Annotated in this window: 14 protein-coding genes and 1 pseudogene; 8 read left to right on the forward strand and 7 right to left on the reverse strand. The window is 65.8% G+C overall.

Translation table 11 applies throughout. From position 1 onward, the window contains the following. Position 1: 1 nt before the first annotated feature. The 4 genes from IB274_RS28770 to IB274_RS28785 form a co-directional block, all read right to left on the reverse strand. The gene (locus IB274_RS28770) at positions 2–1,030 is read right to left on the reverse strand and encodes an ABC transporter ATP-binding protein (protein WP_192436183.1); all 1,029 of its coding nucleotides are present in this window, start codon (positions 1,028–1,030) and stop codon (positions 2–4) included. A gap of 217 nt (positions 1,031–1,247) precedes the next feature. Next, positions 1,248–2,393, reverse strand: coding sequence for a putative ABC transporter substrate-binding protein YdcS (gene ydcS, locus IB274_RS28775; protein WP_192436184.1), 1,146 nt, complete (start codon positions 2,391–2,393; stop codon positions 1,248–1,250). Between the two features lie 118 nt (positions 2,394–2,511). Then, complete coding sequence (locus IB274_RS28780) at positions 2,512–3,966, reverse strand: gamma-aminobutyraldehyde dehydrogenase (protein ID WP_192436185.1); 1,455 nt, start codon at positions 3,964–3,966, stop codon at positions 2,512–2,514. A gap of 177 nt (positions 3,967–4,143) precedes the next feature. Then, positions 4,144–5,055 carry a LysR family transcriptional regulator gene (locus tag IB274_RS28785; RefSeq protein ID WP_024765694.1) on the reverse strand — a complete coding sequence of 304 codons (912 nt, stop codon included), beginning with the start codon at positions 5,053–5,055 and terminating at the stop codon, positions 4,144–4,146. Positions 5,056–5,300: 245 nt separating this feature from the next. On the opposite strand from IB274_RS28785, the gene IB274_RS28790 reads away from it, so the two are divergent. The 3 genes from IB274_RS28790 to eco all read left to right on the forward strand — a co-directional run bounded on the left by IB274_RS28790 (position 5,301) and on the right by eco (position 7,641). Then, the gene (locus IB274_RS28790) at positions 5,301–6,023 is read left to right on the forward strand and encodes a tellurite resistance TerB family protein (protein WP_192436186.1); all 723 of its coding nucleotides are present in this window, start codon (positions 5,301–5,303) and stop codon (positions 6,021–6,023) included. A 289-nt stretch (positions 6,024–6,312) separates the two neighbouring features. Next, positions 6,313–7,050 (forward strand): tellurite resistance TerB family protein, encoded by a 738-nt coding sequence (locus tag IB274_RS28795; protein ID WP_192436187.1) that lies wholly within the window; start codon positions 6,313–6,315, stop codon positions 7,048–7,050. 108 nt (positions 7,051–7,158) lie between these two features. Beyond that, the gene (gene eco, locus IB274_RS28800) at positions 7,159–7,641 is read left to right on the forward strand and encodes a serine protease inhibitor ecotin (RefSeq protein WP_192436188.1); all 483 of its coding nucleotides are present in this window, start codon (positions 7,159–7,161) and stop codon (positions 7,639–7,641) included. A gap of 40 nt (positions 7,642–7,681) precedes the next feature. Here eco and IB274_RS28805 read toward each other — a convergent pair whose 3' ends face one another. Then, positions 7,682–8,587, reverse strand: coding sequence for a LysR family transcriptional regulator (locus IB274_RS28805; protein ID WP_192436189.1), 906 nt, complete (start codon positions 8,585–8,587; stop codon positions 7,682–7,684). A gap of 124 nt (positions 8,588–8,711) precedes the next feature. Between IB274_RS28805 and IB274_RS28810 the strand changes: the two genes are divergently transcribed. Together IB274_RS28810 and IB274_RS28815 are read left to right on the forward strand one after the other, a co-directional pair. Further along, positions 8,712–10,376 (forward strand): GMC family oxidoreductase, encoded by a 1,665-nt coding sequence (locus IB274_RS28810; protein WP_192436190.1) that lies wholly within the window; start codon positions 8,712–8,714, stop codon positions 10,374–10,376. Between the two features lie 126 nt (positions 10,377–10,502). Continuing rightward, the gene (locus IB274_RS28815; RefSeq protein WP_192436191.1) at positions 10,503–12,125 is read left to right on the forward strand and encodes an MFS transporter; all 1,623 of its coding nucleotides are present in this window, start codon (positions 10,503–10,505) and stop codon (positions 12,123–12,125) included. A gap of 214 nt (positions 12,126–12,339) precedes the next feature. On the opposite strand, the gene IB274_RS28820 is transcribed toward IB274_RS28815, so the two are convergent. Further along, on the reverse strand, positions 12,340–13,383 hold the full coding sequence (locus IB274_RS28820; RefSeq protein ID WP_192436192.1) for an LLM class flavin-dependent oxidoreductase: 1,044 nt from the start codon (positions 13,381–13,383) through the stop codon (positions 12,340–12,342). A gap of 359 nt (positions 13,384–13,742) precedes the next feature. On the opposite strand from IB274_RS28820, the pseudogene IB274_RS30235 reads away from it, so the two are divergent. Continuing rightward, a pseudogene (locus IB274_RS30235) lies at positions 13,743–14,675 on the forward strand (cache domain-containing protein); the annotation flags it as partial. A 129-nt stretch (positions 14,676–14,804) separates the two neighbouring features. Next, positions 14,805–15,533, forward strand: coding sequence for a methyl-accepting chemotaxis protein (locus IB274_RS30240; protein WP_412548460.1), 729 nt, complete (start codon positions 14,805–14,807; stop codon positions 15,531–15,533). Positions 15,534–15,987: 454 nt separating this feature from the next. Here IB274_RS30240 and IB274_RS28830 read toward each other — a convergent pair whose 3' ends face one another. After that, entirely contained in the window at positions 15,988–16,473 is a 486-nt protein-coding gene (locus tag IB274_RS28830) for a flavin reductase family protein (protein ID WP_192436194.1), read from the reverse strand. 334 nt (positions 16,474–16,807) lie between these two features. Between IB274_RS28830 and IB274_RS28835 the strand changes: the two genes are divergently transcribed. Continuing rightward, complete coding sequence (locus tag IB274_RS28835; protein WP_192436195.1) at positions 16,808–18,205, forward strand: purine-cytosine permease family protein; 1,398 nt, start codon at positions 16,808–16,810, stop codon at positions 18,203–18,205. Positions 18,206–18,475: the final 270 nt, after the last annotated feature.

Here is an 18,475-nt window from a genome sequence, read left to right on the forward strand (position 1 = left end):
CTCACGCGCCCTCGTTCAGCACCACCATCGCCTCGCGCGCCCAGCGAGCGGTCACGCGCTGGCCCGGCTGATGGGCGAGGTCGATGTCGGCCCACTGGCTGTTGGCCTGGCTGAGGCAGAGGTTCTGGCCGTTGTCGAGACGGATCTCGTAGCGGGTCGCCGCGCCCTGGTACTGGATGTCGTGCAGCAGGCCGCTGATCTCGATGTCCGAGGTGGCGCGCTCACCATGGGCGAAGGTGATGTGCTCCGGGCGGATGGAGAACGGCTGGGCGTTGCCGGTCAGGCTCTGGGCGATGTCGCCGCGCAGGACGTTGGAGGTGCCGACGAACTCGGCCACGAACGGGGTGGCCGGCTTCATGTAGAGGTTGCGCGGGGTGTCGACCTGCTCGATGCGGCCCTTGTTGAACACCGCGACGCGGTCGGACATGGACAGCGCTTCGCTCTGGTCGTGGGTGACGAAGATGAAGGTGATGCCCAGCTGGCGCTGCAGCTTCTTCAGCTCGCTCTGCATCTGCTCGCGCAGCTTGAGGTCGAGGGCGCCGAGGGGTTCGTCCAGCAGCAGGACGCGCGGGCGATTCACCAGGGCACGGGCCAGGGCCACGCGCTGGCGCTGGCCACCGGAGAGCTGCACCGGCTTGCGCACGCCGTAGCCACCCAGGGCGACCATGGCCAGGGCTTCTTCGGCGCGCTTGAGGCGTTCGGTTTTGCCGATGCCTTTCACTTTCAGGCCGTAGGCGACGTTCTCCAGCACGCTCATGTGCGGGAACAGCGCGTAGTCCTGGAACACCGTGTTGACGTCGCGCTGGTACGGCGGAAGGCCCGCGGCCTCCTCGCCATGGATGCGGATGGAGCCTGCGCTGGGTTGCTCGAAGCCGGCGATCAGGCGCAGGCAGGTGGTCTTGCCCGAACCCGACGGGCCGAGCATGGAGAAGAACTCGCCGTCCTTGATGTCGATGGACACCCGGTCAACGGCTTTCACCTCGCCGAACTGGCGGGAGACCTGGGTGAATTGAACAGCGGGGGTGGTCATGGTGCACGCTCCAAGGGGCAGGAATCCGGCGCGGCCGGGCCCTGCCCGTAAATCTGAGATACGGGTGAATCGATGCAATCGGATGGATGCCGTGAGGCTCGCCGGGATGGCGAGGTGCACGGGGCGGGTTCGCGAGCAAGCTCGCTCCTACGAAGAGCAGGGATACGCCGTAGGAACGAGGTGGGCGCCTGGCCCTTGCTCGCGAACGCTCCAGGCCTTAGCGGCCGCCCATGATCCCGATGTAGTCCTGGGTCCAGCGGCTGTACGGGACGAACTTGCCGCCCTCGGCCTGCGGGGTCTTCCAGAACGCGATCTTGTCGAACTGGTCGTAGCCGTTGGTGGCGCAGCCCTCGGCACCCAGCAGAGTGCTGGCCTTGCAGCCTGCCGGCGCGGCCGGCACGGAGCCGAACCAGGCTGCCACGTCGCCCTGAACCTTGGGCTCCAGCGACCAGTTCAGCCACTTGTAGGCGCAGCTCGGGTGCTGGGCTTCGGCGTGCAGCATGGTGGTGTCGGCCCAGCCGGTGACGCCTTCTTTCGGGAACACGGTGGCGATCGGCTGACCTTCGGCCTTCAGGGCGTTGGCCTGGTACGGCCAGGCGCTGGAAGCGGCGACGCCTTCGTTCTTGAAGTCGCTCATCTGCACGGTGGTGTCGTGCCAGTAGCGGTGGATCAGGTCATGCTGCTTGCGCAGCAGATCGACCACGGCGGCGTACTGCTTCTCGTCGAGCTGGTACGGGTCGGTGATGCCCAGCTCGGGCTGGGTGGCCTTAAGGTACAGCGCGGCGTCGGCGACGTAGATCGGGCCGTCGTAGGCCTGCACGCGGCCCTTGTTCGGCTTGCCGTCGGGCAGGTTCTGCGCTTCGAACACGACTTTCCAGCTGTCCGGCGCGGTGGGGAAGACCTTGGTGTTGTACATCAGCAGGTTCGGGCCCCACTGGTACGGCGCACCGTAGGTCTTGCCGTTGACCACATACCAGGCGGCGTCCTTCAGGCGCGGGTCGATGTTCTTCCAGTTGGGGATCAGCGACGGGTCGATCGGCTGCACGCGCTTGCCGTAGATCAGGCGCAGGGAGGCGTCGCCCGAGGCGGTGACCAGGTCGTAGCCGCCCTTGGCCATCAGGCTGACCATCTCGTCGGAGGTGGCGGCGGTCTTCACGTTGACCTGGCAGCCGGTGTCCTTCTCGAACTGGGTCACCCAGTCGTAGTTCTTGTCGGACTGGCCGCGCTCGATGTAGCCGGGCCAGGCGATGATGTCCAGGCGGCCTTCGCCCTGGCCGACTTCCTTCAGGGCCTCGGCGGCCTGGACGCCGGCGCTGGCCAGCAGGGCGGTGGTGATGGCACTGAGCAGTGCGGTCTTGCGCATCGGGTGTCTCCCTCTCGTTGTTGTCTCTATTGGTGGGGCAGTTCAATCGAGCAACAGCCCTCGGGCGGCGTACCGCCGGGGCGTTTCTTATGTGCCGGCGGGTGGCCCGCCGGGTGGTTCAATCCAGTTGCTGGCCGTGGCGCGCCATGATGTGGCGCACCACGCTGTAGTCCTGCAGCGAATCGCTGGACAGGTCCTTGCCGTAGCCCGAGCGCTTGAGCCCGCCGTGGGGCATCTCGCTGGCGAGCATGAAATGGGTGTTGATCCAGGTGCAGCCGTACTGCAGGCGGTTGGCGATCTGGAAGGCCTTGTCCAGGTTCTGCGTCCACACCGAGGAGGCCAGGCCGTATTCGGAGTCGTTCGCCCAGTCCACCGCCTGCTCCAGCTGGTCGAAGCGGGTCACGGTGACCACCGGGCCGAACACTTCGCGCTGGACGATCTCGTCCTGCTGCTTGCAGCCGGCCAGCAGGGTCGGCTGGTAGTAGAAGCCGGGGCCGGAATGCACGGCGGCGCCGGTGACGCGTTCGATGTGCGGCTGGCCGAGGGCGCGTTCGACGAAGCTGGCCACGCGGTCGCGCTGGCGGGCGCTGATCAGCGGGCTGATCTCGTTGTCGGCGTCGCGCTTGCGGGCAAAGCGGATGCTCGCCACGGCGTCGCCCAGTTCGGCGACGAGGCGGTCATGGATGCCGGCCTGCGCGTAGATGCGGCAGGCTGCAGTGCAGTCCTGCCCGGCGTTGTAGTAACCGTGGGTACGCACGCCCTGGACCACGGCTTCGAGGTCGGCGTCGTTGCAGACGATCACCGGCGCCTTGCCGCCCAGTTCCAGGTGGGTGCGTTTGAGGGTGCGCGAGGCCGCCTGGAGAATCTTCTGCCCGGTGACGATGTCGCCGGTGAGCGAGACCATGCGCACCTTCGGGTGGCTGACCAGATGGCTACCGACGCCTTCGCCGCCGCCGCAGACGATGTTGATCACGCCGGCGGGAAGGATTTCCGCCAGCGCCGGGGCCAGCGCCAGAATGCTCAGCGGGGTGTGTTCGGACGGCTTGAACACCAGCGTGTTGCCGGCAGCCAGCGCGGGGGCGATCTTCCACGCGGCCATCATCAGTGGGTAGTTCCACGGCGCGATGGAGGCGACCACGCCCACCGGGTCGCGGCGCACCATGCTGGTGTGGCCGGGCACGTATTCGCCGGCGAGCTGGCCCTGCTGGCAGCGCACGGCGCCGGCGAAGAAGCGGAACACGTCGGCGGTGGCCGGGATGTCGTCCTGGCGCGCGAGGTGCAGCGGCTTGCCGCAGTTCAGCGATTCCAGCTGGGCGAGATCGTTCGCGCGCTTGTCGATAGCGTCGGCGATGGCCAGCAGCGCGGCGGAACGTTGTGCGGGGGTCGTGCGGGCCCAGGCGGGGAAGGCGCGGTGCGCGCTGGCGATGGCCTGTTCGACCTGATCGATCGAGCCGTCGGCGATGCTGACGATAGTCTCGCCCGTGGTCGGGTTGATGATCGGCTCGGCCATGCCTTCGCCGGCGACCAGTTGGCCGTCGATCAGCAAGGCGGTATGCAGGGTTGCGCCGGTCATCTTGGGAACTCGTCTTTTATCTGTCTTGTTTTCGGGGGCCATGTGCGTGCTCCGGCGTAGGGGCGGTGCCCGGAACTTGGCCCTTTGGTATGGGACGAGAGACTAGAGTCCGGGCGTGGGGTCGACAAATTCTAATTACTGAAAGCGCCGTTCGATTAAATCGAACGCTGTAAGCCTCTAGATCGAAAGGCGTTTTGCGTTGGGCTGCTCGCGGGCGACGGTCAGGAACGGGTCCACCAGTGCCGGCCGCGCGGTGCCGCGACGCCATGCCAGGCCCACGTCGAGCGGTTCGGACAGGTCCACCAGCGGCCGCGCCTCGATGATGTCGCCTTCCAGCGACCAGGGGCGGTAGGTCATGTCCGGCTGGATCGACAGTCCCAGACCCGCCGCCACCAGGCTTCGCACGGCTTCCACCGAGGCGGTGCGCAGCGTCACCTGCGGCACCAGCCCGGCGCGCGACCAGATGCGCTGGGTGTGCAGGCCCATCTCGTCGGCGTTCAGCTGGATCAGGGGTTCACCCGCCACATCGGCCAGGGCGATGCTGTCGCGCTCCAGTAGCGGGTGTTGCGCCGGCAGCCAGAGGCGGTGCGGCGAGTGGGTCAGCACCTCGGTCTGCAGGGCGTGGCGGTCTTCCAGGTTGGAGAGGATCAGCACACCGACGTCGATCTCACCGCTCACCAGCAGGTGCTCGATGTATGGGCGTTCGTCCTCCACCACGCGGGTCTTCACGTTGGGGAAGGCGCGCTGGAAACGGTTGATCAGGTCCGCCAGGTAGTAACCGGCCACCAGGCTGGTCACCCCGATGGTCAGGCTGCCGGCCACCTGGTCGGTGCTCTGCTGCAGGCTGCGCTTGGCGTTCTCCACCGTGGCCAGGATCAGGTGCGCCTGGCGCAGGAACTGGTGGCCCTGGTGGGTCAGGGTCATGCCCTTGGCGTGGCGGTCGAACAGGCGTACGCCGATCTCTTCCTCCAGTTGCTGGATGGCCAGGGTCAGGGTGGACTGGGAGATGAACACCGCCTGGGCAGCGGCGGAGATCGAGCCGGTCTCGGCGACGGCGATGAAGTGGCGGATCTGGCGGAGCGTCATCATGGTGATTGGCCGCTGGTGCGCGGAGCCGCGATCTAGAGCCTTGTCTAGCCGGTCTCGGCGCCTCTCATTGTTGATTATCAAAAATATATAGGAGCATTCTTTTAAATCGAATGAAAGCGGCCCATTTGCCCTGCGGACCCGCCGGTAATAGCCCGCAATATCCGGAAGCACACTGTCGCTGCGCCACTGAGGCGCGCTGGACTAGAGTCGGAATCCACAATTTTCGATAGACAGTGGAGATCGCCATGAACACTCGCGGCCTGCTCGACCAGCTCCTCAGATCCGGCCAGGACCTCCTGCAGAACAAGGGCGTGGCCCGGCAGGACGGTGCACAGCAGTCCTCTTCGTCCGGCAAAGGCGGCGGCCTGGACCTGGGCAGCCTGCTCTCCGGTGCCGGTGGTGGCGCCCTGGCGGCGGGCGCGCTGGGCCTGCTGATGGGCAGCAAGAAGGCGCGCAAGATCGGCGGCAACGTCGTCACCTATGGTGGCCTCGCGGCGCTTGGCGTGCTTGCCTACAAGGCCTACGGCAACTGGCAGCAGAAGCAGGCCAGTGCCCCGCGCGGCGAGCCGCAGACCGTCGACCGCCTGCCCCCGGTGCAGGCCGAGCAGCACAGCCATGCCATCCTGCGAGCCATCGTCGCTGCCGCGAAGGCCGACGGACATATCGATGATCGCGAACGCCAGCTGATCGACGGCGAGATCGCCAAGCTCACCGGCGACGTCGAACTGCAGGGCTGGCTGGACCGCGAACTGGCCAAACCGCTGGACCCGGCCGAAGTCGCCCGCGCCGCCACCAGCGAGGAAATGGCCGCCGAGATGTACCTGGCCAGCCTGCTGATGGTCGACGAGACCAGCTACATGGAACGTGCCTACCTCGACGAGCTAGCCCGCCAGTTGAGCCTTGATGCCGGCCTCAAGGTCGAACTGGAAGCCCAGGCGCAGAAGGCGCTGGACGCCGTCCCCGCGTGACCTTGCTCGCAATCGCCGGCTGAAGTCGGCGCCGGGCGGCAATCGCCTGGCTGGCTAACTCTCGCGGCGGCAGGCTTCGCCCCGGGTGTCCCGCCCTGACACCCGGCCGGCGAACGGCGCTGGCACATCGGTGTGGCGGGACTATCGTTGCCCAACGCATAGCGAGAGTTGTCATCTCATGAATGCTGGTTCTCTTTTCGAACAACTGCTCAAGGCAGGACAGAGCTCATTGCTGCAACAGGTTGGCGACGCCGCCCGGCGCGCCACGCAAGCCGGCGAGGGTCACTCAATGAACACTGCAGATATACTGGAACAATTGCTGCGCGGCAGCCAAGGCGCGGCGACACAACAGAGCGGCGGCGCCGGAGGCCTGGGCGGCCTCGGCGGGTTGCTGGGTGGGTTGCTGGGCGGCTCATCCGGCGGCGCCGGCGGTGGGCTCGGCGGCCTGGGCGGCGTACTGGGCGGCATGCTCGGGGGCGGTATGAACAGCGGCGGCGCCCCGCAAGGCCGCACGGGCAGCAGCGGCGGCATCAACTACGCCATGCTCGCCTCCCTCGGCATGATGGCCTTCCAGGCTTATCAGAATTACCAGCGCCAGCACCCGGCTGCCGCGCCGCAGCAGCAGTCGCTGATGACCGTGGACCAGCTCTCTGGCCCGGAAGCCGAGGCCCACAGCCATGCGATCCTGCGCGCGATGATCGCCGCCGCCAAGGCCGACGGTCGCATCGATGAAAAGGAAAAAGCCGCCATCCAGGCCGAGATCGCCCGCCACACCGATGAGCCGGAGCTGCAGGACTGGCTCGACGCCGAGGTGCGCAAGCCGCTTGACGCCGCTGAAGTTGCCGAGTCTGCCCAGGGCGACCCGGCCGTGGCCGCCGAGATGTACCTGGTCAGCGTGATGCTGGTGGATGATCAGCAGGATACCGAGCGCACCTACCTGGACGAACTTGCCTACAACCTCAACCTCGCCCCGGAACTCCAGGCCCACCTGGAGCAGCAGGCCAAGGCCGGCGGTGAAGTGGCTTGATACAACTCAGCACGCAGATGTAGGAGCGTTCGTACAATTTGACGGTCAGATCGCTCGGACGAACGCACCACGCGGTGCGTTCGTTCTTCATTTCTGCAAGGAGGCTTCATGCCGTTCGTACGTTTCACCCTCCCCACCGCGCTGCTGCTCAGCGCCACCGCCACCTTCGCCAGCGCCGCCAAGCTGGAAGACGTTGCGCCTTATCCCAAGGCCGAGGACGGCTTCGTGCGCCAGGTCATCCACCTGCCCAAGCAGGCGCAGGAAGAGAACTTCAAGGTCGAGATCCTCGCCGGCAAGACGCTCACCGTCGACTGCAACCGCCAGCGCCTTGGCGGCAGCCTGGAAGAGAAGACCCTGGAAGGCTGGGGCTACACCTACTACCGCCTGGACAAGGTCAGCGGCCCGGCCAGCACCCTGATGGCCTGCCCGGACGGCAAGACCCGCAAGGACTTCGTCCCGGTGGTCGGCGATGGTTTCGTGCTGCGCTACAACAGCAAGCTGCCCATCTTGATCTACGTGCCCAAGGACATCGAGGTCCGCTATCGCCTGTGGTCGGCGTCCGAGAAAGTCGAGAAGGCCCGCGCCGAATAACGCTATCCCCTGTAGGAGCGAGCAAGCTCGCCCCTACAGGTCAGGCCAATGACGTCGTTTGGCCGCCCACCAGAATCCCCTGCTCACGCCCGCAGACTTCCACCAGGAAATCCCACACCAGGCGCAACCGCACCGACCGGTGCAGTTCGCGCCGGGTGCACATCCAGTATTCGCGTTCGATGAACTCCTCCGGCAGCACCGGCATCAGTCGCGGGTCGTGCAGGCCCATGTACTGCGGGAGGATGGCGATGCCGATGCCAGCCTGGGCGGCCTGTTGCTGGGCGACCACGCTGGTGCTGCGGAACACCACCTGCGGGTGGCGGCAGAAACTGTGGTGGAACAGCAGTTCCTGGCTGAACAGCAGGTCGTCGACGTAGCCGATCCACGGGTGGCGGCTGAGGTCTTCGCGGTCGCGCAGGGGCGGGGCGTTTTCCAGGTAGGCGGGGCTGGCGAACAGGCTCAGGCGGTAGCGGGTGAGCAGGCGGCTGATGACCAGGTCGGCGCTGGGACGTTCCAGGGTGATGGCGATGTCTGCTTCGCGGTTGGTGATGCTGACGAAGCGCGGCACCGATACCAGTTCCACTTCCAGGCCAGGATAGCGCTGCATCAGTTCGCCCAGGCGCGGGGCGAGGAACATGGTGCCCAGGCCCTCGGTGACACCGATGCGCACCTGCCCCAGCGGTGAGATGGCCTGGCTCATTTCCTCCTGAGCGAGGAGGGCGGTGTTCTCCATGGCCTCGGCGTGCTTGAGCAGTGCTTGGCCGGCTGGGGTGAGCTGGTAGCCGCCGGTGTGCTGGGCGAACAGCTGGGTGCCGAGGTCGCGCTCGATGCTCTCGATATGCCGCGCCACTGTGGCGTGGGTGGTGCCCAGGCGCTTGGCGGTGGTCAGCAGGCGGCCGCTGCGATGCAGCTCCAGGAAGTAGCGCAGGTCATTCCAGTCGAACATCGCGGCAGTCCTTGTTGTTAGAAAACGCACAGCAGCTGACTCGAAACGACTGTTCTTTTATCACGAACGAACGACTAGGCTCGGTTTTCAGATAACAAGAACAAGCACGACGAGGTACTTCTCCATGCCCCAGGCACTGGATGCTTATGACTACCTGATCGTCGGCGCGGGCCCCGCCGGCTGCCTGCTGGCCAATCGTCTGTCCGCCGACCCTGCCAACCGCGTGCTGCTGCTCGAAGCCGGCGGCCCGGACAACTATCCCTGGATCCATATTCCCGTCGGCTACCTCTATTGCATCGGCAACCCGCGCACTGACTGGTGTTTCGACACCGAGAAGGTGCCGGGCCTGAACGGTCGCGCGATCAAGTACCCGCGCGGGCGCACCCTCGGCGGCTGCTCGTCGATCAACGGCATGATCTACATGCGCGGCCAGGCGCTGGACTATGACGGCTGGGCCGCCGAGGGCAACCCCGGCTGGGCCTGGAACGACCTGCTGCCGCTGTTCATGAGGATGGAGGACCACTTCGCCGGGTCGAGCGAGCTGCACGGCTCGGGCGGCGAATGGCGGGTGGAGAAGCAGCGGTTGTCGTGGGCGATCCTCGATGCCTTCCGCGAGGCGGCGGCGCAGTCTGGGGTCCGCTCGGTGGATGACTTCAATGGCGGCGACAACGAGGGCTGCGGTTACTTTCAGGTGAATCAGCGCTCCGGTGTGCGCTGGAACGCCTCGAAGGCCTTCCTGCGGCCTATCGCCAACCGGCCTAATCTCACCGTGCTGACCAACGTCGAGGCACAGTGCGTGCTACTGGAGAACGGCCGCGCCGCTGGGCTGGAGGTGAACTGGCAGGGCACGCGGCGCGAACTGCGCGCCAAGCGCGAAGTGATTCTCTGCGCCGGTGCGATCAACACGCCGGTGCTGCTGCAACGCTCGGGCATCGGCCCGCGCGATCTTCTGGAGAAGCACGGCGTCGGCGTGCGACATGAGCTTTCCGGCGTCGGCGGCAACCTGCAGGACCACCTGCAACTGCGCCTGATCTACCGCATGAACGGCGCGCCCTCGCTGAACCAGATCGCCTCGACGCTGTGGGGCAAGATGGGCATGGGCCTGGAGTACCTGCTCAAGCGCAGCGGCCCGCTGTCCATGGCACCCAGCCAGCTGGGCGCGTTTGCCAAGTCCGACCCCGGCCAGCGTTCGGCCAACCTCGAATACCACGTGCAGCCGCTGTCGCTGGAGCGCTTCGGCGAACCCCTGCACAGCTTCCCGGCGTTCACCGCTTCGGTGTGCGACCTGCGCCCGCTGAGTCGGGGCACAGTGACATTGCGTTCGGTGGACCCGCGCGACAAGCCGGTGATCCAGCCCAATTACCTGAGCCACCCGCAGGACCTGCGCGTGGCTGCCGATGCCATCCGCCTGACCCGCCGCATTGCCTCCGCGCCGGCGCTGGCGCGCTACCAGCCGGTGGAGTTCAAGCCCGGCCCGGACTACCAGACCGAGGAAGACCTGCACCGCGCCGCCGCCGAGATCGGTACCACCATCTTCCACCCGGCCGGCACCTGCCGCATGGGGCAGGGCGAGGGCGCGGTGGTGGACAGCCAGCTACGCGTACACGGCATCCCCGGCCTGCGCATCGCCGATGCTTCGATCATGCCCAGCCTGACCTCCGGCAACAGTTGCTCGCCGGTGCTGGTGATCGCGGAAAAGGCCGCGCAGATGATTTTGAGCGAACCCGCGCGTGGCGCGGAGGTCATCCCTTCCAGTGGGCACACACAGGAGGAAGCTCCGGTGGCGTGACGGTGATCCCGTCTGCCCACTTTTTTATTTGGCGTGTAGCAACTCAACGGTATCGCGCGGTGTGAAAACCGTGGCAGTCGAGGCTGACAAAAACAAAAGCCCCCAGAAGGGGCAGGAGAGCCCGTAATGACCGATGTAGCACAGACCAGCTCCTACGAGCGGCCCGCGACCTCCCGCCGCGACGAGCGCAAGGTGATCTTCGCCTCGTCGCTGGGCACGGTATTCGAGTGGTACGACTTCTTTCTCTACGGATCGCTGGCGGCCATTATCGCCAAGCACTTTTTCGCGGGTGTCAACGACACCACCGCCTTCATCTTCGCCCTGCTGGCGTTCGCCGCCGGCTTCCTCGTCCGCCCGTTCGGCGCACTGGTGTTCGGCCGCCTGGGGGACATGATCGGGCGCAAGTACACCTTCCTCGTCACCATCCTGCTGATGGGCCTGTCGACCTTCGCGGTGGGCCTGTTGCCGGCCTATGCCACCATAGGCGTGGCCGCACCGGTCATCCTCATCGTGCTGCGCCTGCTGCAGGGCCTGGCGCTGGGCGGTGAATATGGTGGTGCGGCGATCTACGTGGCCGAGCACGCGCCTGACCACAAGCGCGGCGCCTACACCAGCTGGATCCAGTGCACCGCCACTGGTGGCCTGCTGCTGTCGCTGGTGGTGATCTGGGGTTGCCGCCAGATCACCGGCGCCGAGTTCGAGACCTGGGGCTGGCGCCTGCCGTTCCTGATTTCCATCGTGCTGCTGGGCATCTCCACCTGGATTCGCCTGTCCATGCAGGAGTCGCCAGCGTTCCTGAAGATGAAGGCCGAGGGCAAGGTGAGCAAGTCGCCGCTCAAGGAATCGTTCACCAACTGGAGCAACCTGAAGATCGTCCTGATCGCCCTGTTCAGCATCAACGCCGGGCAGGCGGTGACCTTCTACGCGGCGCAGTTCTACGTGATGTTCTTCCTCACCCAGGTACTCAAGGTCGACCCGGCGCTGTCCAACGGTCTGCTGATCATCTCCCTGGTGATCGGTGCGCCGCTGTTCGTGCTCATGGGCTGGCTGTCGGACAAGGTCGGGCGCAAGCCGGTGCTGATCACCGGCCTGCTGCTGGCCACGGTGCTGTACTTCCCGCTGTTCAAGGCGCTGACCCACTACGCCAACCCGCAGATCGATGCGGCCTCGCGCCAGGCGCCGGTCACCGTGATGGCGGACCCGGCCACCTGCACCTTCCAGTTCGACCCGGTGGGCAAGGCCAAATTCGACAGCGCCTGCGACAAGGCCAAGACCCTGCTGGTGAAGGGCGGCGTGCCCTACAGCACGGTGGCCGCGCCGGCCGGCAGCGAGCTGGTGGTGACCATCGGCGAGAAGCGCATCGAGGGCTTCGACGCCGCCGCGCTGGGCGCTGCGGTGAAGGATGCCGGCTACCCGACCGTGGCTGACTCTTCGCTGGTGAACCGGCCGATGGTGGTGGCGATCATCGTCGCGCTGATCTTCATCGCTACCTGCTGCTACGGCCCGCTGGCGGCGCTGATGGTCGAGCTGTTCCCGACGCGCATCCGCTACACCTCGCTGTCGCTGCCGTATCACATCGGCAACGGCTGGTTCGGCGGACTGCTGCCGACCATCTCGTTCGCGCTGGTGGTGTACACCGGCAACATCTTCTACGGCCTGTGGTACCCGGTGCTGATCACGGCGATGAGCCTGGTCTGCTCGCTGCTGTTCCTGAAGGAGACCAAGGACAACGACATCCACGCGGATTGAGCCTCGGCTGAGGTGAAAGGGCCCGGCGGATGCCGGGCTTTTTCGTTTGACGCTGGAATTCCATGGTAGAGCGCGCCATGCGCGCGATCGCGGGCATCGCCGGTTCCCACAAGGTGGCACCGGAGCTGGGCGAGCAAGCTCGCTCCTACAGGGAGGCACGGTGCCGCAAATACAAAAGGCGCCCGAAGGCGCCTTTTGTGGCGAGCAGCGACGATCAGCGGAAAGCCGGCACCACGTGCTTGATGAACAGCTCCAGCGACTTTTTCTTCTGCGCATACGGCAGGCTGTTGTCGGCCCAGAAGCTGAACTCGTCCACGCCCAGTTCCTGGTAATGGCGGATGCGCGCGATGATTTCTTCCGGGGTGCCGATCATGGTGTTCTTGCGAATGTTCTCCAGCTCGAACTCCGGGCGCTCCTTGAACTTCTCCTCCGGGCTGGGCGGCAGCAGGCCGTTGACCGGGGTCTGCTTGTTGCCGAACCAGGCGTCGAAGGTGCGGTAGAAGCGCGAGATCGCCTCGGCGCCCACCTTCCAGCCTTCCGGGTCGTCGGCGGTGTGCACATGGGTGTGGCGTAGCACCATCAGTTGCGGGCGCGGCACCGCCGGGTTGTTGGCCAGGGCGGCCTCGAACTTGTTCTTCAGGTCGACGACTTCCTCGTCGCCCTTCATCAGCGGCGTGACCATCACGTTGCAGCCGTTGGCCACGGCGAAGTTGTGCGAGTCCGGATCACGGGCGGCGATCCACATGGGCGGGGTCGGCTTCTGGATCGGGCGCGGCGAGGAGGTGGACGTGGGGAATTTCCAGATTTCGCCGTCGTGGGCGACATCGCCCTGCCACAGCGCCTTCACCACCGGGACCATTTCGCGCAGTGCCTGGCCGCCGCTGGAGGCGGGCATGCCGCCGGCCATGCGGTCGAATTCGTATTGGTAGGCGCCGCGCGCCAGGCCCACTTCCATGCGGCCGTTGCTGATCACGTCGAGCAGGGCGCATTCACCTGCGACGCGGATGGGGTGCCAGAAGGGCGCGATGATGGTGCCGGCGCCCAGGCGGATGGTTTCGGTGCGCGCGGCGAGGTAGGCCAGCAGCGGCATCGGGCTCGGCGAGATGGTGTACTCCATGGCGTGGTGCTCGCCGATCCAGACGGTGGAGAAACCGCCGGCCTCGGCCATCAGCGTCAGCTCGGTGAGCTCTTCGAACAGCTGGCGGTGGCTGGGCTGGTCGTCGTAGCGCTCCATGTGCACGAACAGGGAAAACTTCATATCGCTTACCTCGAACCTTTCTTGTATCCGGCGCGGCAGCCGGCGGGAGATGCGCAGGCACGCATCACTGCTTTTTCGGTGGTCAGGCGCGGCGGCGGGATGAGTGGCCGTTTTCCGCGCTAGGGAATCCGTTGCATATTGGTATACCATAATACGGGATGTCTGCAAGGCGTTTCTGCCGCGAGCAGACCAAGGGAGTAGGGATGAACCTCAAACAAAAACTGATCCTCGCCTTTTCCGCCATCGCCAGTCTGCCGGTGATACTCGTTGCCGTGCTGGTGATCCTCAACCTGCGCGGCGAGGCGCGGGACAGCTTCATCGATGGCAGCAGTCGCGAGATCCGCCAGGTCGAAAATGCCATGCAGATCTTCTTCGACGGCATCACCCAGAACGTCGACTACCTGGCTGCCCATCCGCAGCTGGCGGCGATCGACAGCAGCCTCAAGCAGTACATGGGCGCCGACGCCGCGCAGCACCCCACCGGGGAGCTGGACAAGCGCGTCTTCGACCTCTTCACCAGCCTGGCGCAGAGCCATCCGGATTACGCCTACGTGTCCCTCGGCACCCGCGAGGGCGGCTACAGCTTCTGGCCGGGCGACGCCCAGCTCGCCAACTACGATCCGCGTACTCGCCCCTGGTACCAGGCGGCCATGGCCCAGCCGGGCAAGACTTTGCGTACCAAGGCCTACTACTGGGCGGCGGACAAGGTGGTGCTGGTGAGCAGCGTGCGCACCTTCGCCAACCAGTTCGGCCCGCAGGGCGGAGTGGTCAACATCGACGTCTCGCTCAAGCGCCTGACCGATATCGTCAAGGCTATCCGCCTGGGCGAATCCGGCTACCTGATGCTGATGGAAGGCGACGGCACCATCCTGGTCGACCCGAACAACCCGGAGAACAACTTCAAGCAGCTGGGCGAACTGGGCGGGGATTTCCAGCGCCTGGCCAGCGCGCAGAAGGGGTTGGTAGAAGTCACCATTGGCGGCGAGCCTTACCTGGCCAACGTCTGGCCGTCCGAGACGCTGGGCTGGCGCTTCGTCGGCCTGATCAAGGAAAGCGAAGTGATGAGCGCGGCGACGCGCCTGACCTGGGGCATTGCCCTGATCGCGGTGATCATCGCCCTGGCATTCGCCGGCCTCGGCTCGCTGTTCGCCGGGCTGGTCGTGCGCCCGGTGCGGGCCGTGGCCGCTGGCCTGGAAGGCATCGCCCAGGGCGACGGCGACCTCACCGGCCGCCTCGCCGTGCGTGGCCGCGACGAGACGGCGCAACTGGCCGGCTGGTTCAACCAGTTCCTCGATGCCATTCGCCGGCTGGTGCAGAGCATCGGCGCCGCCGCCGGCAGCATCCACCAGAGTTCCGGCAGCAGCCGCGAGACCTCGCAGGCCCTGGCCGATACTGCCGCACGCCAGCGCGAGGCGGTGGACATGGTCTCCACCGCGTTCAACGAGATGGTGATGACCGCCAACGAGGTCGCGCGCTCCTGCAGCCAGGCGGCGGAATCCGCCGACAGCGGCCAGCGCCAGGCCCACGATGGCCAGCAGCAGATCGACGAGGCAGTGGACAGCGTCGGCCGCCTGAGCGACGAGATTGCCCATTCCGCCGACGCCATGCGCCAACTGGAGCAGGACAGCAACGATATCCAGTCGATCCTCGGCACCATCCGTTCCATCGCCGAGCAGACCAACCTGCTGGCGCTCAACGCGGCCATCGAAGCGGCGCGCGCGGGTGATCAGGGGCGGGGCTTTGCCGTGGTGGCGGACGAGGTACGCGCACTGGCCCGGCGCACGGCGGAGTCCACCGGGGAGATCGACAACCTGCTCGGCACCCTGGCCCGCCGCACCCATGACACCGGGCGGCAGATGCAGTCGAGCCTGGAGGCTTCGCAGCGCACCGTGGGTTCGATCCGCGAGGCGCGGGCGTGTTTCGGGGCGATTCGCGAATCGGTGGATGTGATCCGCGACATGAACGCCCAGATCGCCACCGCCGCCGAGGAACAGCACCAGGTGGCGGAGGAGATCAACCGGCACATCAGCCAGATCCACCGCGATGCCCAGGAAGTGGCCGGGCTGGCGGAGGCCACGCGGGGCGATGCGCAGACCCTGGGCGGGCTGTCGGACGAGCTGAACCGGTTGGTATCGCGGTTCAGGACCTGAGGAAGAGGGCCCGCGTATGCGGGCCCTTTTTCATTGGGGTAGGAGGGCGCTCTTCTGTAGGAGCAGGCCATGCCCGCGATCGCGCCCATGGGGCGCTCCTACAGGGGAGCCAGGCCAAAGAAAAGCCCCTTCTCACTCCCGCAAGAAGGGGCCTGCGCCGGACGGCGAAAGATCAGAAGTGGTCGGGCTGGCGGAGGCCACGCAGGGCGATGCGCAGACCTTGGGCGGGCTGTCGGACGAGCTGAACCGGTTGGTATCGCGGTTCAGGACCTGAGGAAGAGGGCCCCCGTATGCGGGCCCTTTTTCATTGGGGTAGGAGGGCGCTCTTCTGTAGGAGCGGGCCATGCCCGCGATCGCGCCCATGGGGCGCTCCTAAAGGGGAGTCAGGCCAAAGAAAAGCCCCTTCTCACTCCCGCAAGAAGGGGCCTGCGCCGGACGGCGAAAGATCCGGCGGTCAGGCAAAAGCCTGCAGCGCGCCCATCTTTCCGCGGCAGTAAATCATCGGGGTGATCTGCTGGTCCGGCACGATCAGGTTCTTCACTGCGCCGACCAGGATGGCGTGGTCACCGCCTTCATATTCGCGCCACAGCTCGCACTCGATGATCGCGGTGGCATTTTCCAGCAGCGGGTTGCCGCGTTCGCTCAGGGTCCACTGGACGCCCTGGGCCTTGTCCTTGCCTTTGCCGGCGAAGGCGTAGGCCTCGCCTTTCTGGTCGGCGGACAGCAGGTGGATGGCGAAGTGCTTGCGGCGGATCAACACCGGGTAGGAGTCGGAGCTGTAGTTGGGGCAGAACAGCACCAGCGCCGGGTCCATCGACAGGGAGCTGAAGGCGCTCGCGGTGAGGCCGACCACCTGGCCATCGTCGTCCATCGTGGTGATGACGGTGACGCCGGACGGGAAGGAGCCCATGACTTGTTTGTAGGCAGCGTGGTCGATCATTGCGAGTACCTGTCTGGTGAGCCGGCCATCGGGAGTGGTCGTTTCGTCTGATGGTATACCGTAATACTTCTAAAGCAAGCCCTTTCTTTTCCCGATGGATGGGCGGCGAGGCGCCGACCGTCGGCTGGAGGCTGCGGAATACGGGGCTTTCGCCGATAAGCTGAGACTCTGGCAGAGAGGCCGGTGGCGGTCATTCGACCAACGGTTGCGTAGAAAACTCTTGCTTGGTATTTGGAATACCATAATATTGCCGCCGTCACCGTAGCGCCGTTTCTGCCCGATCCAGGGCGCCGGATGACCTGACCTTACAAAGACAATAAGCAAGGCAAAAACGATGTCCGATACTCCGCTGATCGAGAACCATACCGTCGATTACGTGCCGCCGGCCGAGCGTCATGGCCGCTCCCGCGACCTGTTCACGCTGTGGTTCAGCACCAACATCGCACCGCTGCCGGTCGTGACCGGCGCGATGGCGATCCAGGTGTTCCATCTGGACCTGCTCTGGGGACTGATCGCCATCGTCCTGGGCCATATGTTCGGCGGCGTGTTCCTCGCTCTGGCCTCGGCGCAGGGCCCGCAGATGGGCATCCCGCAGATGGTCCAGAGCCGGGGCCAGTTCGGCCGTTACGGCGCCTTGCTGATCGTGTTCTTCACCGCGCTGATCTACGTCGGCTTCTTCATTTCCAACATCGTGCTGGCGGGCAAATCGATCCAGGGCCTGGTGCCGGCGACCCCGACGCCCTTGGCGATCATCCTCGGCGCACTCAGTGCCACCGCCATCGGCGTGATCGGCTATCGCTTCATCCACACCCTCAACCGTATCGGCACCTGGGTGATGGGCGGCGCGCTGCTGCTGGGCTTCGTCATCATGCTCGGCGGCGACCTGCCGGCGAACTTCCTCTCCCGCGGCGCCTTCAACCTGTCCGGCTTCCTGGCCACCCTGTGCCTGGGCATCATCTGGCAGATCAGCTTCGCGCCCTACACCTCGGACTACTCGCGCTACCTGCCGGCCAGCGTCGGTATCGGCAAGCCGTTCCTGGCGACCTTCGCCGGCGCGGTGGCGGGCACCAGCCTGTCGTTCAGCTTCGGTGCCGTCGCCGTGCTGGCGACCCCGGAGGGCACCGACGCGATGGTCGCGGTCAAGCAGGCCACCGGTATGTTCGGCTCGGTGCTGATGCTGCTGTTCCTGCTCAACATCATCAGCCACAACGCGCTGAATCTTTACGGCGCGGTGCTCTCCATCGTCACCTCGATCCAGACCTTCGCCGGCAGCTGGACGCCCAGCGTGCGGGTGCGCGTGGTGCTGTCTTCGGTGGTGCTGGCGGGCAGTTGCCTGATGGCGCTGGGCGCCTCGGCCAACTTCATCTCGCAGTTCATCGGCCTGATTCTGGCGATGCTGATCGTGCTGGTGCCCTGGGCCTCGATCAACCTGATCGACTTCTACCTGATCAAGCGCGGCCGCTACGACATCAACTCGATCTTCCGTCGTGACGGCGGCGTGTACGGGCGCTTCAATCCGCACGCGATCATTGCCTACTTCATCGGCATCATCGTGCAGCTGCCGTTCGCCAATACCTCGCTGTTCGTCGGCCCGTACGCCAACTACATCGACGGGGTGGACCTGTCGTGGCTGGTCGGCCTGCTGGTGACCGTCCCGCTGTACTACTGCCTGGCCACCCGCGGCCAGGCCCGCGAAGTCGGCCAGCCGGTGGCGCTGGGGATCGCGGAATAAGGTTTCGACCTGGGTTTTACACTCTCTGCCCTGCCGGGTTTCGGTGGGGCTTTTTTTTGCCTGTGCGGCTTAGAGATTGGAGAGCTGTGGGTTGCCTGGAGCCCGGTGTTTCTGCGCCGCTTGTGAGTACGCGCAGATATTGGGTTTCGCCCCCTCGGGCGAGCAACCGTGTTCGGCGTCAAGCTATTTTGGGCCGAAAAGGTGCCTGGTCACGGAGCATTGCGTTGAGGATGGTGAGCAGCTTGCGCATGCAAGCGACCAAGGCCACTT

Source organism: Pseudomonas sp. PDM18, assembly GCF_014852585.1.
Taxonomy (GTDB): Bacteria; Pseudomonadota; Gammaproteobacteria; order Pseudomonadales; family Pseudomonadaceae; genus Pseudomonas.

Bases quoted from the DNA above. Each gene is read 5' to 3' on its own strand.
- IB274_RS28770 (WP_192436183.1), bottom strand. From the start codon at position 1,030: ATGACCACCCCCGCTGTTCAATTCACCCAGGTCTCCCGCCAGTTCGGC.
- ydcS (WP_192436184.1), bottom strand. From the start codon at position 2,393: ATGCGCAAGACCGCACTGCTCAGTGCCATCACCACCGCCCTGCTGGCC.
- IB274_RS28780 (WP_192436185.1), bottom strand. From the start codon at position 3,966: ATGACCGGCGCAACCCTGCATACCGCCTTGCTGATCGACGGCCAACTG.
- IB274_RS28785 (WP_024765694.1), bottom strand. From the start codon at position 5,055: ATGATGACGCTCCGCCAGATCCGCCACTTCATCGCCGTCGCCGAGACC.
- IB274_RS28790 (WP_192436186.1), top strand. From the start codon at position 5,301: ATGAACACTCGCGGCCTGCTCGACCAGCTCCTCAGATCCGGCCAGGAC.
- IB274_RS28795 (WP_192436187.1), top strand. From the start codon at position 6,313: ATGAACACTGCAGATATACTGGAACAATTGCTGCGCGGCAGCCAAGGC.
- eco (WP_192436188.1), top strand. From the start codon at position 7,159: ATGCCGTTCGTACGTTTCACCCTCCCCACCGCGCTGCTGCTCAGCGCC.
- IB274_RS28805 (WP_192436189.1), bottom strand. From the start codon at position 8,587: ATGTTCGACTGGAATGACCTGCGCTACTTCCTGGAGCTGCATCGCAGC.
- IB274_RS28810 (WP_192436190.1), top strand. From the start codon at position 8,712: ATGCCCCAGGCACTGGATGCTTATGACTACCTGATCGTCGGCGCGGGC.
- IB274_RS28815 (WP_192436191.1), top strand. From the start codon at position 10,503: ATGACCGATGTAGCACAGACCAGCTCCTACGAGCGGCCCGCGACCTCC.
- IB274_RS28820 (WP_192436192.1), bottom strand. From the start codon at position 13,383: ATGAAGTTTTCCCTGTTCGTGCACATGGAGCGCTACGACGACCAGCCC.
- IB274_RS30240 (WP_412548460.1), top strand. From the start codon at position 14,805: ATGGTCTCCACCGCGTTCAACGAGATGGTGATGACCGCCAACGAGGTC.
- IB274_RS28830 (WP_192436194.1), bottom strand. From the start codon at position 16,473: ATGATCGACCACGCTGCCTACAAACAAGTCATGGGCTCCTTCCCGTCC.
- IB274_RS28835 (WP_192436195.1), top strand. From the start codon at position 16,808: ATGTCCGATACTCCGCTGATCGAGAACCATACCGTCGATTACGTGCCG.